General features: G+C 51.5%; 14 protein-coding genes. 2 read left to right on the top strand and 12 right to left on the bottom strand.

Annotation, left to right across the window (positions count from 1 at the left end; translation table 11 throughout):
- Window positions 1-87: 87 nt before the first annotated feature.
- The 11 genes from Q2J39_RS08730 to Q2J39_RS08680 all read right to left on the bottom strand — a co-directional run bounded on the left by Q2J39_RS08730 (window position 88) and on the right by Q2J39_RS08680 (window position 11019).
- Entirely contained in the window at window positions 88-600 is a 513-nt protein-coding gene (locus Q2J39_RS08730; protein WP_288340140.1) for a DNA-deoxyinosine glycosylase, read from the bottom strand.
- Between the two features lie 168 nt (window positions 601-768).
- Window positions 769-1029 carry an FRAT-87 protein gene (locus tag Q2J39_RS08725; protein ID WP_230268016.1) on the bottom strand — a complete coding sequence of 87 codons (261 nt, stop codon included), beginning with the start codon at window positions 1027-1029 and terminating at the stop codon, window positions 769-771.
- A 53-nt stretch (window positions 1030-1082) separates the two neighbouring features.
- On the bottom strand, window positions 1083-1346 hold the full coding sequence (locus Q2J39_RS08720; protein ID WP_230268017.1) for an FRAT-87 protein: 264 nt from the start codon (window positions 1344-1346) through the stop codon (window positions 1083-1085).
- Between the two features lie 150 nt (window positions 1347-1496).
- On the bottom strand, window positions 1497-1760 hold the full coding sequence (locus Q2J39_RS08715; RefSeq protein ID WP_230268018.1) for an FRAT-87 protein: 264 nt from the start codon (window positions 1758-1760) through the stop codon (window positions 1497-1499).
- 57 nt (window positions 1761-1817) lie between these two features.
- Window positions 1818-3107 (bottom strand): 30S ribosomal protein S12 methylthiotransferase RimO, encoded by a 1290-nt coding sequence (gene rimO / locus Q2J39_RS08710; protein ID WP_230268019.1) that lies wholly within the window; start codon window positions 3105-3107, stop codon window positions 1818-1820.
- Between the two features lie 364 nt (window positions 3108-3471).
- Entirely contained in the window at window positions 3472-4665 is a 1194-nt protein-coding gene (locus tag Q2J39_RS08705) for a 3'-5' exoribonuclease YhaM family protein (RefSeq protein WP_288340143.1), read from the bottom strand.
- Entirely contained in the window at window positions 4662-6626 is a 1965-nt protein-coding gene (locus tag Q2J39_RS08700; protein ID WP_288340145.1) for a glycosyltransferase, read from the bottom strand. Before Q2J39_RS08700 ends, Q2J39_RS08705 begins: the two co-directional genes overlap by 4 nt.
- A gap of 394 nt (window positions 6627-7020) precedes the next feature.
- Entirely contained in the window at window positions 7021-8316 is a 1296-nt protein-coding gene (locus Q2J39_RS08695; RefSeq protein WP_288340147.1) for a lysylphosphatidylglycerol synthase transmembrane domain-containing protein, read from the bottom strand.
- Window positions 8303-9373, bottom strand: a complete 1071-nt coding sequence (locus Q2J39_RS08690) for a glycosyltransferase family 4 protein (RefSeq protein ID WP_288340149.1) — start codon at window positions 9371-9373, stop codon at window positions 8303-8305. Before Q2J39_RS08690 ends, Q2J39_RS08695 begins: the two co-directional genes overlap by 14 nt.
- Window positions 9374-10033: 660 nt before the next feature.
- Window positions 10034-10432 carry a hypothetical protein gene (locus Q2J39_RS08685; RefSeq protein WP_288340151.1) on the bottom strand — a complete coding sequence of 133 codons (399 nt, stop codon included), beginning with the start codon at window positions 10430-10432 and terminating at the stop codon, window positions 10034-10036.
- On the bottom strand, window positions 10429-11019 hold the full coding sequence (locus Q2J39_RS08680) for a hypothetical protein (protein ID WP_288340153.1): 591 nt from the start codon (window positions 11017-11019) through the stop codon (window positions 10429-10431). Before Q2J39_RS08680 ends, Q2J39_RS08685 begins: the two co-directional genes overlap by 4 nt.
- 219 nt (window positions 11020-11238) lie before the next feature.
- Between Q2J39_RS08680 and Q2J39_RS08675 the strand changes: the two genes are divergently transcribed.
- Entirely contained in the window at window positions 11239-11733 is a 495-nt protein-coding gene (locus Q2J39_RS08675; protein WP_288340155.1) for a PaaI family thioesterase, read from the top strand.
- 18 nt (window positions 11734-11751) lie between these two features.
- Here the strand turns inward: Q2J39_RS08675 and Q2J39_RS08670 are convergent, their stop codons facing one another.
- The gene (locus Q2J39_RS08670) at window positions 11752-13113 is read right to left on the bottom strand and encodes a sugar transferase (protein ID WP_288340157.1); all 1362 of its coding nucleotides are present in this window, start codon (window positions 13111-13113) and stop codon (window positions 11752-11754) included.
- A gap of 429 nt (window positions 13114-13542) precedes the next feature.
- Between Q2J39_RS08670 and Q2J39_RS08665 the strand changes: the two genes are divergently transcribed.
- On the top strand, window positions 13543-14997 hold the full coding sequence (locus Q2J39_RS08665; protein ID WP_230268028.1) for a flippase: 1455 nt from the start codon (window positions 13543-13545) through the stop codon (window positions 14995-14997).
- Window positions 14998-15144 lie beyond the last annotated feature (147 nt).

Genomic DNA, 15144 nt, shown 5'->3' with positions numbered 1-15144 from the left:
ATCTAATATTCAGTCTCGCGTATACCCGTCGATTGTTTGACACTTACTTTTGTTTTTGACGGATTCCAGTCTTTGTTTATAGCCTGTCTAGCGAAGACCAAGCGCTCTGGCATAGGCCGCCATCAGCTTTTCGGTCGAATCGTACCAGAGATCGGCAGCCGAGGGCGACGGCACTTCGTAAGCCATGGCAGCAGCCTGTGCATCGGCTTCCTGCAAAAGCCGGTACGTATCGTGGCTGATGCAGACGATCCGACTGATTTTCGGATACTGTTTCAAAAAGGCATGGACATCATTGAGAACAATATCCTGCATCGTATCTTCCCGGCTTTCGTGGCGCAGGCACGACTGAATGACCGACCACAGCGCGATGTGATTTTTCGCAAGCAGATCGAGGCGCTCCTGCCTGGTTTTGGCTGGCATGTGATAAAGCGTGGACATCAGCGGCCAGAAGCGATTGCTGGTGTCCGCAAAATAAAACTGTTCCCGCTCGGAATCGACGCTTGGCATCGACATGAGAATGAGCGTGGTGCTTGTATCCGATACGACAGGCGCCAGGGCGTGAAATTCCTGGAGTTCCAGCTCATCGTACACGATGGACACTCCCCTTTCCCGGCCCGCATTCTGTCGGTTCCTTTTTCGGACAGGTGTCCTGTGATCCTGTCCAGAGGAAAGACAGCCCGGCCGTTATATTTAAAAAGTCAGAAACGGGGCATGGACATTGTCCATGCCCCGTAAGGGTCTTTTATTCGGTTTTGGATTGGCTTGCGCTTATTCAATAGCAGCCAGTGCTTTTTCTACGATAGCAATCTTGGCTTCTTCTGCTTTTGCGGCAGCAGCGTCGCCTTCGTCAGCATGACGTTTAGCCCAGCCTTTGAGGGATCCCATTCTGTCATCCAGACGATCTTTGGCAGTCTGTGCGTATTTGCCAGTTTCGTCGAAATGATCAACGAGGTCTTTTACGATTTCGTCACCATATGCAGTTCCGCCTACAGCGGCATTCAGTTTTGCTTCGAATTCGGATTTAGTCATGATTTTTATCTCCTGGATCAAACGATCTTTTTTATCGGTATAGGCCGGTACTCTTACTTCAGAGCGGCGAGAGCTTTTTCTACGATAGCGATCTTGTCGGCTTCGGCTGTAGCTTTAGCTTCTGCACCTGCATCTTTATGGATGCGCTCATACGCTTTCAGAACACCGAGTTTTTCGTCGAGACGGTCTTTCATGTTCTGTCCGTATTTCTTGTCAGCATCGTCATAGGTAGCTGCGGCTTCTTCCACAAGGGAATCACCATAAGCGGTGCCGCCGACTGCGGCTTTCAGTGTGCTGACGAGTTCTTCTTTGGTCATGATTGTATTCTCCCAATGAGCACAAACGAGCTCATTATCATGCCGGTTTTGCCGGTCGTCCTTCCATCCATGGGATGAAAGCGTTCAGGATCTGCCAGAACGGCATTTTCTGAACAAGGTATTCTTCAGGATGAACCTGTTGATGGTCTGTTATTTCAGAGCAGCGAGCGCTTTTTCAACGATCGCAATCTTGTCGGCTTCGGCAGTGGCTTTCGCGTCTGCGCCGGCGTCTTTATGAATGCGTTCGTAGGCTTTCAGGATGCCAAGGCGTTCGTCCAGGCGATCTTTCATATCCTGTCCGTACTTTTTATCCTTATCGTCATACGTTACAGCTGCTTCGTCCACGAGCATGTCGCCGTAAGGTGTGCCTCCGACGGCTGCTTTCAAAGCATCAACTAACTGTTCTTTGGTCATGGTCAACAACCTCCTTGAATGCAACCATGCCGCTCCATGAATTCTTCTGAGAGGAACTTATCCCTCATAGATTCCAATCAGATCATATTGAGTGGCATCGGTAATGCGAACCGGAACGTACGTTCCGCATTCGACTGGAGAAGAGGCAGTGAAGATTACCTGACCATCCACTTCATCCGGGGCGTCCGCCATGGAACGTCCGCGATAGCGGCCGGTCAGCGCTTCCTGTTCTTCCACCAGAACTTCCATCACTTTCCCGATTTTGTTTCTGTTGCTTTCCTGACTGATTTCTTTCTGAACAGCCATCAGGCGGTTCAGACGGTCCGCGGCGATCGATTCATCAATCTGATCGTCCATTTTATCGGCCGGGGTATCTTCTTCCCTCGAATAGGTGAAGGCGCCCAGTCTGTCCCAGCGAACCTCCCTGATAAAGTCCAGCAGTTCATTGAATTCTTCTTCCGTTTCAGAAGGGAATCCGACAATCACAGTAGTTCGAAGCACTGCCTCCGGAAACATTGCTCGAATTTTGCGGGTGAGAGCGAGTACGTCCTCTTTCGTTCCCCGGCGATTCATTTTCTTCAGTAGACGGTTGTTCGCATGCTGCATGGGGATATCGAAATACGGAACGACTTTTTTGCTGGCGCGCATGGCTTCGAGCAGGTCATCTTCGATTTCATCCGGATACATGTAAAGAATGCGAATCCAGTGAATGCCTTCGATGTCGTTGAGCTCACGAAGGAGATCGGCGAGCATCAGCTGACCGTAGTTGTCGAGGCCATATTTGGTCGTATCCTGAGCAATCAGGGTGAGCTCAGTGACACCGCTGGAAGCAAGGTATTCCGCTTCTTCCCTTACTTCATGTATAAGCTTACTGTGTTGATTTCCTCTTATCAAAGGAATTGCACAAAAAGCGCACCGGTTAGAGCAACCGTCGCTTACCTTTACATACGCGCTCCACGGGTTGCCGGAAATTGTCCGATACTGCTTTAGGTAAGGAACTTCGCTTTCCTGATTCAAAATATCTTTCAGAATGGCAGGCAGCTTGGCATAGTCCTTGAGCGGTACAACGGCGGCCACTTCCGGGATCTGTTCGCGCAGTTCCTTTTCATAGCGCTGAGCCAGGCAGCCGGTCACGATGACCTTGTCGGCATAGCGCGTCATTTCAAAAATGGTGCGGATGCTTTCTTCCTTGGCGGGGTTAATGAACCCGCACGTATTGACGATAATGGCTTCGGCATGGCGCGGATCCGAGACGAGAATATGGCCGGCTGCCTTCAGCATGCCCATCATTTCTTCGGAATCCACAAGGTTCTTGGAGCATCCAAGAGATACAAATCCAACTTTCATACGTTCTCCTTTTCTGTGTTCTGTATTCGGTGTCCGGGTTTTGCACAAACCCGTTTATTCAGGTTTTCGTTTGCGATCTTCTCCCGTTTGGGAGGAAGACTTCAGCCATCGAGTGCTTTTGCGCAGGATCTGGCCGACAGGAATCACTTTACCCTGTTTTTCCTTTAAAGTACGGTTTTTCGGCGCATGGCCCTATTGGTTTGACTGCGCCGGTTTTGCGCAGTTTGAACTGGCTTGCAAAAATCAGACCGGCATATAGAAAACCCGGCATATAGAAAACAGGGAGATGGCTCCCTGTTTTCGTATCGTCTTTCGGTTTTTAATGCGAATCCTTCGGATTCTGGATTTTCCGGATTTTTGAATTCTAGAACGTCCAGACTTTTTCCTTGCTTCTTGGGCGGGAAGAACCCGTGTCCGAATCCCGGCGGGATCTGGAAGACGTTCTGGAGTCTTCTCCTTTTTTCCCGGTTTTTTCGGCTCTTTCCGTTTTTGCAGCTTTTTCAGCCTGTTCCGGCTGCTGCTCTTGTCCCGACTGCGCTTTGGCCGCTTCGGAATCCGGCTTGTTCTGGGAACGGCCAGCCGTTTCCTTTTGCGTATTCAGGAAGTCCTGGGTGTACGGACGGTGCGTGCTGTCGTCATCCCAGCTTTTGCGGTAGAACATCCGATTATCGAGACGCGGATTGCGCTGGGAGAAGGTTCCCGGGCTCAGCACTTCCACCGCTTCATGAATCATGAACAGGCGGGCATCGAGATTGTCGATGGCACTGAGCGCTTCGGCTTCCGGAATCATCGGCAGAACCGGCGATCCATATTCGTGCTTGCCGTGGTGACTGAGCACCATGTGCTTGAGCAGCGCTGCTTCCTCGCTGTCTTCCAGACCGAGTTTCATGGCCGCGCGGTCAATATACTGCGCGCCCAGAGAAATGTGACCGACCAGATTGCCGGATGTGGAATATTCCGGAACGACCGGATCGGTATATTCTTCGACTTTGGCCGCATCGTGGAGCAGAACGCCCCCGATCAGCAAGTCGTAGTTAAGCCATTCGTACAGATCGAGAAGGCTCTGCGCCAGATGCGCCATGGCCAGCGTATGCCAGGCCAGACCGCCCGGGCAGTGATGATGGTTGCGCACGGCTGCCGGGAACGTGAAGAAGTCTTCCCAGTTTTCATCGAGAACCATGCGAACGATATCGTGAATCGCCTGGCTGGAAATGCCGTCAATCAGACGGTTGATTTCTTCTTCCATCGACTGCCGCGGCAGAGGAGCGCTTGGGGTATAGTCGACCGGGTTGCCCTCGATCGGACGAATCGAGAACACGCGCAGCTGCCACGCGTTGCGGTAGCGCTTGAGTTCGCCGCTCACTTCGACGACCATGCCTTCTTTCCACTGACGGGCTTCTTCTTCGGTCAGATTCCAGTAGCGGGCGTCGAGCACGGCGCTGGAATCCTGAAGATCGAAGGAGAGGTAAGGCACGTTTTTATTGCTTCGCCCGATTTCACTGCGGGCGATCAGGCAGGGAAAGGTAATATTCCCTTCCGCAAGAAGTTCACTGATCATAAATTTTCACTCTCCAAAAGCTCATCAATATCGGCCCGTTCGAAGCCCTGCCGCAGGCAGTACATCCGGATGCGCTCTTTTTTCTGTTCGGGCGGTCGGGAAGCGTTCAGCCGCATGGCTTTCGCGAATGCCGCCTGCAGGGCGTTGGCGTCCGCGTCTTCGTCAAAGACCAGCTCTTCGGCCGCGTCCTTGGCGGCCTCAAACGAATAGCCGCGCGCCATCAGCTTCTGGGTTACCGTTCTTCGGGTTTCCCTGCTGGATTTGGTTTTGATTGTGCGGGCCAGGCGGCGGGCAGCCTGACCGGCGTTACTGTGTTCTTTTTCCTCGGAAAGACTGGCGCACGCTTCCCGGATAATTTCCCGGTCGATGCCGACTTTGTACAGACGGGATTCGACCTGCTTGCGGCTCAGACCGCAGGACTGGCAGTAATCCGCTTTTTCCATCGCGTAGCGGCGGTCGTCAATGAGACCGGCGGCGACCAGTTCATCGGCAGCCTGCTCGGCAATCGGAAGCGGCGCCTTGAGCTTGAGCATGCAGTAGTCGACGGCCTGCTTGCGCGTCATGTTGCGGCCAGCCAGACGATTTTTGGTTTTATACATGCACCAGTAAAATTTCTGCAGGTCCAGATAGCTGCTGACCAGATAGCCGTCGAGCTTGGTGCCGATGGCGATTTTCAGATCGTGGAAATCGTCCATGGGCATGAGCAGCTTGACAGGCTCATCGGAAGAATCGCGTTCGAGCGTCAGAAGGATATAGTCGCCGGAAAACTGAATGCGGCTGACTTCAAACGTGTGCGAGTAGTCTTCAATCGCCTGCCGGTACACGCCTTCCATGGCCGAAGCGAAGTTTTCCGCGGTCATCGGCCGGATTTTCTCCTGACATTTCTCACGGGCTTCCTCTTTTTTGGCGGGATCGAGCGCGATAAACTGTTCAATTTTTACATTCAGTTCTTCCGGGCTGTTGAAGTAAAAGCCGGTTGTACCTTCTTCCAGCAAATCGTCCAGCACTTCATCACGGCGTCCGAAAACCATGCAGCCGGCAGCCATGGCTTCCAGATACGTCATGCCCTGCGTCTCGGAGAGCGAGGCGGAAACAAACGCGTCAAACGCCTGATAGTATTTCCCAATGCTGTCGCGGGGAGCTGCACCCAGAAAATGAATGCGCTCGCTGCCCGGTCTTGCAGCAGCATACGCCTTGTAGTAGTCCGCGTCCGGTCCATCGCCGACAACCGCCAGATGAACGTGCGGATTGGAACACGATGAGATCGCATCAATAGGCATTTCCAGCGACTTTTCCTTGGCCAGACGGCCAACGAAGACGAGAATGACTGCTTTGGGATCCTCACTCACCCGAGCACGAATGGCACGGACTTCCTCGTCCTGCGGATCAATGTCGGTAAACCGGCTTAAATCCAGACCGGTCGGAATAACGTAAATCGGCGCGAGCACACCGTATTCAATAAGCGCTTCGCGCGTTTTTTCACTCGGCGCCACCACTGCCTGCACATTGTTGCAGACTTTGCGGCTGGCCGCCTTGATGGCGTCCTTGGAAAAGCGGTCGATCTTTTCGTTGCCGCGCGGATTGATGTAGTGGGTATAGTCGGTAAACATCGTATGGTACGTTTCGACCAGAGGGATGGACAGCGTCTTGGCCATGTGCTGTCCGTACAGGCCGACGCCAAAATTGGTCTGCAGATGAATCACATCCAGATTCATCTCTTCAATATAGGCGGCAGCACCCAGATTGATGGGAGAAGAGACCTTATAGCCGTAAAGACTTTTGAGCCGGAATCCCGGAAGACGCAGAATGCCGTCCTCATAGTCGATTTTGGTTCCGGCGTGGTTTGTGATCACAAAAACCGTATGGCCGGCCTTTTCGAGGGCGTTTTTCAGCGTCACCGTCGAACTGACCACACCGTTAATATCCGGTACATACGTATCACTGACCAGTGCGATTCTCATTTTCCTCATCCTTTCCTGAATTTCTATTTCTCAAGATTTCTATTTCTCAGAATTTCGGTTTCGAAAACCTTCTATTTCAAAAAGTTTCTGTTTCTCTAAACGTATCTATCGTCTTAATGTCTGATCGGCGAACACCCCGAAGAAAGGGGTCTGCGTCTTAGTGGGTGCGGGCCATTTTTCAAATTCCCGCTTTTCTCATGCATACGGTGTGTGCACGGGTGCCGCCGGGCAACTCCGCATGCACGCCTTTTGTATCGGTTTTTCTGGGATTTCTTCTTTTACAGTTTACCTGTACAAAAGTGTATTCAGCTAACGATTATACGCCTTGTCCACGGCAAAGCGCCCAGAAAAAAAGCCGCTTGTGATCCGAAATCGCAGGCGGCTTACACGCTGTTCAGATTCCAGGTTCGATCTTTGCGCAGGGCGCATCCGATGCCGAAAGCGCGGAGGGCAAAGATACGATGGACATGTTCCGAGTTTTGCCGGCATCCCCTTGCGGCGTTGCCGGCTCGCTGCCCGAAGAAGATTCCGTGTTCAAAGCAGGCGTTTCGGTCTTCGAATCGAGGTCTGGATCGGCTTTTTCCGAATCCGGACGGACATTCGATTCGGCTTTTGCCTCTCCATCGCCGCTCGATGAAAGATCCGCTGAAATTTCGCTGAGCTTTTCCTTTTCTTCTTTGGCGGTCATGCGGTTTTTGAAAATCATGAACACCAGCGCCCCGCCAATTACAGGGATGTAATAGGAAGCAAAGCGCCATATGAGAAGCACGGCACCGGTCAGCTTTCCAAGCATGCCGGAAAAAAGCATCGTAAAGAACACTTCTGTACCGCCGCTTGCGCCGGGCAGGGGAACAAAGCTGTTGGCCATCGTGACAAAGGAAGCCAGCGCCATGGTATCGATCAGCTGATCGATCGACAGCGGGATGCCCAGGGCAATCGCCACCAGATACGGCAGGGAGAAGTACATCGTCAGACGAACGAAGTTGACGAGAGCGGTTTTCAGAACAAGCTTCTTGTTTTTAGAGAGACTGCGGATCTGCTCGGTAAAGCCGGTCACCTGTTCCATCCAGATGCTGACCTGCTCTTCCGGATTTTTAATCAGATGCAGCTTCGAAAGCCAAATGGGAAGCTTGCCGGAAAGCCAGATATACATTTTTGGAAACAGCGCGAGGGTATACAGCGCTGCGATGACGACCAGATTGACCAGATAGCCCGCGGCAACGATCCACACCCACGCATTGAGATTGACGTAGTGCGTAAAGCGGAAGATGAACAGAAGCGTCACGTAAATCATCATGACGGTCTGATAAATAATGAAATCTGCCCAGAGCAGTCCCACGCTGTCGCTGTAGGAAAAGCCCTGCTTTTTCAGGACGTAAACCTGACCGAACTGGCCGCCGGTTGAAGACGGCGTAATTCCCGCAAAGAACGTTCCCGTAAACGCGACGACGGTTCCCTGCTTGAGCGAATAATTCTTTTGGTAATGTCTTGCCAGAACCATGTAGCCCGCGCCGATCACGACGTTGATGGCCAGGCCCCACCCCAGAACAAAAATCAGGGAGAAAATATTCATCTGCGCGATGGCGGCGACAATCTGACTGAAGTTGTCTTTCAGCGCAAAATACATCGCCACAACGGTTACCGCGACAATCAGAAGAATATTCCAGAAGACTTTTTTATTCGGGCGCATGTTCGGGCTCCTTTGGAGTCTCGAATTTTTCCTTCCACGCATCCACATAAAATTTTCGCCAGAGATCCAGCACGTGTTCGCGGGAATAGAATTCGGATAAGTGATCGCTCTTGTGCGACCAGAAGGTGTACAGCTCTTCGTTGTTTTTCAGAGCGGAGAGCAGTTCGCAGAACTCTTCGTTGGAATTGCCCCGCAGATAGTCGTCAAAGAGGATATCCCGGTACAGATCCAGATCCCGGGTAACCAGCGGCAGCGACAGATTGACTGCCTCCAGAATGGTCATCGGGAAAAGCTCGTTATAGCTGGGGATGAACAGAACATCCGCCATGTTGTAAATCCGGACCATTTCTTCCCGCTCGACAATGCCGGTAAAGGTCACGTTGGCTGGCGGATTGTCCATCATTTTCTTCAGTTCTTCGTAGCCTTCGGTCATTGGACCAAAGGAGAAGCCGCCGGCCCAGACAAACTGGGCATCAGGCATGGCTTTCGCCGTGGCGACGAAGTCCTGCACGCCTTTGCGCGTCTGCACCTGGCCGCAGCCGAGAATGACAAAATCATCCGGCTTCAGCCCGTAGCGCTGGCGCATTTCGAGACGGTCGGCCTCGGGCAGGCGATGGAATTTTTCCTTGGAAACATAGTTCGGAATGTAATAAATTTTCGATCGGTCAATTCCGTATTTTTCCAGTTCCTTAATAAAGGAAGGGTTGACCACGACGAGGCGGTCGGCGGAATTGTAAAAATTGATAATGTATTTTTCGGCCGTCGGATAAAGGAACTCTGGAATTTTCAGCGATTCCTCCAGGGTATCGGGGAGAAAATGGCAGTAAGCAATATTGACGGACTTTTTGTTTTTCAGGCGGATCAGAAACGCGGGATCCAGCGTATGAAAATGCTGGATATCCGGATTCGATGTCCACTTGTTGATTTCCACGTCAAACAGGTCGGAAGCTCCTTCCTGAATCAGGCGAACCTGCTCCTCATAGGCGCTTCCCACACCCTGACCGGCTACTGAGTCGGCACTCGAGAACATGGTGATCAGTAATTTGTCTTGCTTCATAGTCAGGTTTCCTCCGTTCGATTATAGCACAGGCCCTTTTCCCCTTTTTGGGCCGACCGAAGCGCTTCATGCGCCCGTCCTGGCTTTAAAAAAACGCGTCTGAAATCCCCCTCTTCGGATTTCAAATGCATTGTACCTGTAAAGCCGCCTGAAAAAGGACTTACCGTTCTGTAATAAGAGAAAGTTAAGAACCTTGCCTTCATGTCATCGGGTAATTTTAGCGAATATTTTTCTTTTGTGCGCTGAGTGTACCCCAGATTGTTCATACAGCCCAAAAAAATAAAGCCGGCTTGCGCCGGCTCTACTCAAGAAAGTTTTTAAAGAAAGGGAATATGATTGTGAAGCGAGCTGTTCTACTGCTCACCTGTATCTTAGCATTCTCGTTTCTCCCCGTACGTCTCATGCCCGGTTAAAACGTTTCATTCTCAATCTTTTTAAATGATATATTTGAACGAATTTCATATTTTACAATCCGATTCAATTGATATGCCCGGGTCAATGGATTCTGCAGCGTACACCGCGGAGAGCGCGAGCTGCTCCCGCTTTCTTCTGAGAAACAGCCGGCTAAAAAGAAAAGCAGGACGGCTCCTGCTTTTTTTCGTTTTCCATTTGTGATTTTCAGCTGTCCCGACAACTATGGGTCGGGTCAGGATGGATGGCCTAGATGCCGATCGGGGTGAGTCCGCTGCGGCCTTCGGCGAGAAGAACCTGACTGAGTTCACCATCGGAAGCGATCTGATCTTTATAGCGCAGCGCCGCGCCCACGCAGGGGACGTTGGCGCCGGCGATGATGAACATGCGTTCGATCATGTGCCGCTTTTCGAGAATAAGCCACGCTTCCTGCATGGCCTTGGACATGGCAGCATCGCATAGAATCAGCAGCGAGTCCTTGTTGTGGACGGTGTTGCAGATGGAATCCATCGTCTGCCGTATGCGATCCACATTATCGCCTGGAATGGCGAACGTATCTTCATCCGCTTCCAGACCGGTAATGGCCAGCGTGCTGTCCAGCAGCGCCGGACCAAATGAGCCTTCCCCTAAAAGGATCAGTTTCCTCATTGCACATCTCTCTTTCTGCGGGCTTCCAGACGGCGTTCCTTACGGGACTTGGGAGCGGATTTTTTCTCTTCTTTCCATTTCTCCCATTCTTCCATCGTCCAGGCAGCCATTTTCTTGCTGACGGCAAGCTCCTTGGCGTTTGTCAGATAAATCATGCTCGATTTGAACCAGCCCTTGGCCGGTTTTATGGCGCGAATGTTCTTGAAACGGATCAGATCCGCTTCATACAAAATGGCATCCGGCGTAAGGACAATCGTACCGTCGCAGAGCGCTTCGCCAAACATGGCTGCCGCAAAGACCGCCAGACCAAAATAGACGATCGCCTGCGAATAGCGGGTTTCTTCCACCGCTTCGCTTGCGGCCGGCATGACCAGAATCATGATGCCTAGACCGATACATGCCGCGAACATCGCCGCATACATCCAGATGCGAACTGTCCCCACATGGACTTCCTTCGCATTCTGATGCGTCTTCAGTACGTGTTCTCTCATTTTTCTGGACTGAAAATAAAGCTTCCAGTTTGTGTAGCCCGTAAATCCGCCCATGCCGACGAGAAGAGCTGCGATAATCCAGAAGAAAATATCCATTTCGTTTCCACCTCAGTTTTCCGTTTTCAGGATTTTAAAACCCTGCTGTTTTTCTTTTTCTTAACGTTTTTATTTTATCCATCGAATCAGAGGATCTGACTTTTGGAATGTATATTCGATATCTTATCAGTGATCGGCTTACAATGCTTCGATTCATCCTGTTTCCTTTTGAAAAGAACGGGAAGTAAAAAGGCTGTTCGCCTGCGAAGGAGGAAATTTATGAAGGATCATTCGAGATCGTACGAAAAGACGATTGAATTCATCAATACGCACAACCCGTTTCTCAAGGAAAACGGACTGGCGATTACGGCGCTCAGTGACGGACACGCGTGCGCTGAACTGAACGCCACGGCTTCGCTGACCAACATTTACGGCATGGTCCATGGCGGTGTCCTGGCCACGCTGGCGGACATGGCTGCCGGCGTCTGCGCCACCGCGGATGGCGGGCAGGTTGTGACACTCAGTTCATCCATGAACTGCCTTTCGGCTGCTAAACCCGGCCGGCTTACGGCTGAGGCGAGCCGCATTCACGCCGGCAAGTCGACGGGGGTCTATACGGTAGAAATCTTTGATGAAACCGGCAAACGCATCGCTCAGGGCACGTTTACCATGTTTTTTCTTCACGACAAGTTTCAGGGATTCTCAGTTTTACAGGAAAACGAAAAGCGTTTCGGATCCGAGCCTGATCCAGAATCCAGTTCGGATCCAGAATAAAACCAAAAAATGCTGCTTTCAGCGGGCACCGTTGTCCTCGCGGGAAAGCAGCATTTTCAGTGTGCGTACGAGCAGCGTCAGGTCGAGCCACGTACTCCAGTTGTGGTAGTAGTACGAATCGAGTTCGAGACGCCGTTCAAAATCGACATTGGAACGGCCGTGGGTCTGCCACATGCCGGTAATGCCAGGCTTGGTCTGAATGATGTCCTCGTAATGGCCATCCATATCTTTCTGTTCTCTTGGAAGGTACGGACGCGGTCCGATCAGTGACATGTCGCCTTTAAGAACGTTGATAAACTGCGGAAACTCATCAACATTTTTTCTGCGCAGACGATCCCAGGCCGGAATGATGCGCGGATCGTGTTCGAGCTTCTTGTTCTTTTCATATTCTTCCCGCAGTTTCGGATCCTTTTTCAGCATGTCTTCGAGAACTTTATCCGCGTTCATGACCATGGAACGGTATTTGTAAATTTTAAAGAGCTTGCCGTCCTTGCCGATCCGCTCCTGCGAAAAGAAAATCGGCCCTTCATTATGGTATTTGCGGTTGACGTGCCAGACGTAAATCGTCATGGGAAGCAAAAGCAGCACGCCGGGAATGGCAGCCAGAATGTCGACCATGCGCTTGAACGCCTTCTGCGCCCACGTCATTTTTCCGCTGGCGGTGGAAATCATCAGCTGCCCGTCAAAATCATCGATTGTCGTCGCAAAATTGATCTGCCCGTCCATGACGGGGATGTACTTGATTTTCTTGACGCATTTCTGAATGCGGTTCATCAGCTTTTTGAGCGCCGGGACCGGTACAAATTCATCGGCCACAATGACCGTTGAAATTTTCTTCTGGCGAATCTGGCTTTCGAGTTCGCTTAACGGGTAAATGCCGACCGATTTCTGGACGGCTTCGGGCAGCTCGATTTTTTCATCGGGCGAAAGACGGATAAAGCCACGCACGTCGAGCAGCGAAAAACGGTTGTGCTTGCAGACGTCGTAGACATTGGCCGCAATCTCGCCCGTGCCGACGATCAGAACGTTTTCCTTCACGAATTTCCAGAAGATCAGGTGGGCGTAGCGGTTGATAAGCAGCACGCCGATCAGACTCAGAACCAAATACAGAACAAGCCAGCCAAAACTTGCCCACGTCAGATCGCGCAAGGAAAAGAGAAGCAGGTCAACCAGAAAAATTCCGATATACGCCTGCGCGATATAGCGGACTTCATCCCAGATAAGAAACGCCTTATGACGGTAGCGGCCGCAAATCCAGTTGATGATGACGTAGGTCAGAAGCATCTTGACTTTCATCGGGCTGGTAAAGGGCAGAAAGAACACGAGAAAAAGATTCCAGAGGACTTCTGCGATCAGTTTGATTTTGCCAAGTCGGGTCATCTTTTTCTTTCCTTTCTGTTCACGCAACTGCGTTCATTCACACAGGCGTTTGCACGGGTATTTTCGCACGCCTTTCTGCTCGCATGCCCCCGGAAATCTGCGTTCCGGGCCGCAGGCCGGAGGGATTTACCTGTGTATTTTTTTAGTCTAGCCTGTCTATTTTCGCATGGCCAAATGTACAGACCATGCGGAATTGTCTATTATGTACTATCATAACGTCGGTTTTTTCGCCTCGTTTTTACATGCCCGGGCATTTCTGCCCGTCTAAGTTTTCCTCAGGTATATGGAAAAAGCAGAAAAAACTTTATTTTTACGGCGTTTCAGAGAGCTCGAACCGATTCGAGCTTTCTTTCTATGCGTTTGTGTGCCATCGGCTCACGGTGCATTCTGCACCATGTGCATCTGAAATTCTGAAGAAAGGATCCTTCCATGTCGAAACGCGCTTCGAACCGGCCGTCCATCACGGTCAACTTCTTCATGAATTTCCTGCTCAACATTTCGTCCGTTCTGTTTCCGCTCATCACCTTCCCGTACGCCTCGCGCGTACTTGGTCCAGCCGGGACCGGCGCGGTCGCCATGGGAACCAGCTACGTTTCCTATTTCACTATGGCGGCTATGCTTGGCGTACCTGTCTACGGGGTGAGAGCGTGCGCGTCGGTACGGGATGATCCCGTCAGACTGTCCATGACTGTGCAGGAACTTCTCATTCTCAACCTGATCATGGGCGCCGTCGCCTACGGGGCTTTTTTCCTTTCGCTTATTCTCGTCCCGTCGCTTGCCAGCGAGCAGACGATGTACATCATCTGTTCCGCGGCGATTTTTCTGAACATCATCGGCATGAACTGGGTCTTCCAGGCGCTTGAACAGCTGACCTACATTTCGATGGCGGGCATGTTTTTCAAGGCGCTCGGTCTGGTCCTGCTGTTTCTGCTGGTGCATTCCGCCCATGATGTCAATCTGTACGCGGCGGTAACGGTCATCAGCTCCTTTGGCTCGGGCCTGATCAACTTCTGGTACCTTCGCAAACTGGTGCCTTTTAAAAAGCGGGGAAAATGGAACTTCCGTCAGCACTTCAGGCCGATGCTTCGTTTCTTTGCGATGGCCGTGGCTTCTTCCGTTTATACGAGTCTGGATGTCGTAATGCTCGGCTTCATGAAAGACAATACAGCCGTCGGCTACTACAACGCCTCGGTCAAGGTCAAAACCATTCTGGTGACGATGACCACTTCTCTTGGTACTGTACTGTTGCCGCGCCTTTCCTTTTATGCCCGGCATCATCAGATGAAAGGCTTCTGGAAACTCGTTTCGAAGGCCTTCTCCTTTGTCCTTCTCTTTTCCATTCCCTGCTGTCTCTTTTTCAGCAATATGGCCAAAGACGTCATCCTTCTGCTTTCGGGTGCGGAATTTCTTCCCGCCATTCCGGCGATGATCGTGCTCATGCCGACCATTTTGCTGATCGGACTGACCAATATTACCGGCATGCAGATTCTTGTCCCCCAGAACGAAGAAAAAACAGTCCTGTATTCCGTCATCGGCGGAGCGCTGGTCGATTTTCTTCTTAATCTGGCTCTGATCCCCTTGCTGGGCAGTACCGGTGCGGCGATTGGAACGCTGGCTGCCGAAACGGCGGTACTGATCATTCAGTTTGCGCGGCTTCGCCGCCCGCTCAGGCGCCTGTCCCGGCGTATCGAATGGGGGCCGCTTCTTTGGGGCATGCTCTTTGCCTCGCCGGTTCTGCTGATCAGCTCTTCCCTTCTGAACGCGGGTCCGTTCTGGCGTCTGGCTGTCTGCGCCATTCTGTTTTTTGGCGTCTATGGCGTCGTGCTTCTGCTTCGCAGAGAATCCATTCTGATGCAGCTGCTTCGAAAGCTCATCGCCCGCTGATCCAGACGGATGCTGCTTTACCCGCTCCCAGTTTTGTTCTTTATCGAGAATTCCCTGTCGCGTATCCCCTTGTATCCTTTTTTTGTATCCTTTTTTTCCAATGCTGTTCACTTAAGCTTCACAAGCTCACTTACAAATCAGGTTAGT

The sequence above is a fragment of the uncultured Allobaculum sp. genome, from assembly GCF_948576815.1.
Lineage (GTDB): Bacteria > Bacillota_I > Bacilli_A > Erysipelotrichales > Erysipelotrichaceae > Allobaculum > Allobaculum fili.
This window is presented reverse-complemented; position numbering and strand designations above follow the sequence as displayed.